This window comes from Microcystis sp. LE19-10.1B (assembly GCF_027530565.1).
GTDB lineage: Bacteria > Cyanobacteriota > Cyanobacteriia > Cyanobacteriales > Microcystaceae > Microcystis > Microcystis aeruginosa.
On the sequence record NZ_JAPZQM010000298.1, the window covers coordinates 1 to 1,936 of the forward strand.

Annotated in this window: 1 protein-coding gene and 1 pseudogene; both read right to left on the reverse strand. The window is 43.5% G+C overall.

Annotated features, from left to right (window positions below; translation table 11 throughout):
- Nucleotides 1–265 precede the first annotated feature (265 nt).
- A complete protein-coding gene (locus tag O9332_RS10680) occupies nt 266–1,714 on the reverse strand; it encodes a YIP1 family protein (RefSeq protein WP_288025407.1) in 1,449 nt (482 codons plus the stop codon).
- Between the two features lie 89 nt (nt 1,715–1,803).
- A pseudogene (locus O9332_RS10685) lies at nt 1,804–1,936 on the reverse strand (IS630 family transposase); the annotation flags it as partial.

A 1,936-nucleotide genomic window follows, 5' to 3' on the forward strand; every position in this document is an offset into this window, starting at 1 on the left:
TATTCCTACCCATCCCGATTTTTGAGTCTATTTTTTTCTCTCTTATCTTCCCTCAAAAACCCTATATATATGGGCGCACGGATTCCCATTATACATAAAGTCTAAAGCAAGTCTCGCCATTTGTCAAGGGTTTTCAGAAAAAAAATCGAGCCGATTTGATAAGAGGGAACAGGTATTGGGCTGGAATTGGCGAGGATAGCCCCAAACCAGTGTTAAATAGCCATGATCAGTCAATCTCAATTTTTCTGGGGAACTTTGAGAGCAGCTAAGGAAAAGAGATTAATTTAGCCACAGTGTCCACGGTTTGCTGGCGACAGGTGCGACCATCGGCGAGGGTTCTTTCACCGTCCATATAACCCATAACCCCGTTATGATGGGTAGGTCCCAGGGAGATAATCTTGATAATGCCGAGACGACGAGCTTGATTCCAGTAGGAAAGCCAAGCGATCGGCCAGCGTTCGGGAAAAATCGTCCGACCGATCGGTTCTACCGTATCCCGTTCACCGACTAAATGATAGAACCGATCCAACTGCAAAAAACCGACATTGCCGCTAAAAACCCCCCCTAGAGAAATCATTTCGATGGGTACTTTCAGGAATTTTTTGAGATAGATAATTGCACCCAAGGAAACCTGAGCGCCGCCACTATAACCGATAAAAGTAATTGGTATCTTACTGCCCAAGGGATAATCATTGTGTAGTAATGCCTCGAGAATCACTCCCGCCGAACCCTGATTAAAAATTGGTCCGTAGCGATCATCGGCCGAAACCACGATCTTAAATAAATTCCGCAGATTGATTAAAGCCATTACACCGTTATGCCCTTTCTGACCGTTTGTTTCCACCCATTGCCAGAAACCGGCTAGAGGGCGCTCGGAATCGGTTAAGGCGCGATTAGTGGTGGAATAGGGCATAATATTGCCAATGATCCGCACTTGCGCCGGTAAAATCCCGTATAATTCGGCGAGAAAATTTTGAGCGTAGGGTTTCAAGCGAGTGGACTCCTGACATATCCCGTCGAGATAGACGATATAACGCTGCACTTGGTTTTGGGGTGGTGCTAGTTGCTGCCAGGGTTCCTCGGCATAGACGCGACTGGGACTGTACCAACCGGCCCACCAACCCAAGGCTTCTAGAGGCGAGGTCAGTGCTTCTAGAAATAAACCCAGGAACAGTAATAATAGACTAAATCCGATCAGATCGAAGGTCAGTCGCACGGCATCATCAAGGGCAAAAAATCCTTCCTGTAGCCAAGTTTTGGCGGGAGAAAATAGGAGAATTAAACATAAACCTAAAAAACCTAGCCCAACATATTCTAGAACTGTTTTGAGATTTTGAGTTTTTACTACTTCTAAATGATGACCGATTCTGAGAAAATTTTTACTAATTGGTGAGATAAAAAGAGACATTTCCGTGAGATAATTGTGCCAAAGGGCTTCGTTTTTCGTCTTTTCTTCCTCTGTTTCCTCGCTGGTATCTTTTTCTAGGTCTTCTGGGTTGATTCCCGAATCAACAATTTTTTGCAAGTGTTTTTTATCGATCACTAATTCGACCCCTAATAATTTTTCTGTCAGCCAATGGACAGCAAAAATAAAGGGATAACCGATAGTTCTCTGGAAAACTAAAAGGACAAGAAAACCTAATAAAGAGGCGATGAAAGCATGAAGTAAAGAAATATTGAGGAGAACGGTTAAACCCACGGCCAGGGCTGCCACACTCCAGAGGATTAATAAGATATAGATCGCCCGGCCAGCCTAGGGAAGAGCGATCGCTAATCCGAAGATAAAGGGTGCGTAACTATACTTTAGACGTTCATAATCTGAGATTTATTAAACTTCTGAAATCGTAGAGTCAGCAAGGAATCCAGTTCTTTTTTATGTTTCAAATGGGCATCATTCAAACATTCATAAATGGCTGAAGAAAAGTCAGAAAAGTTT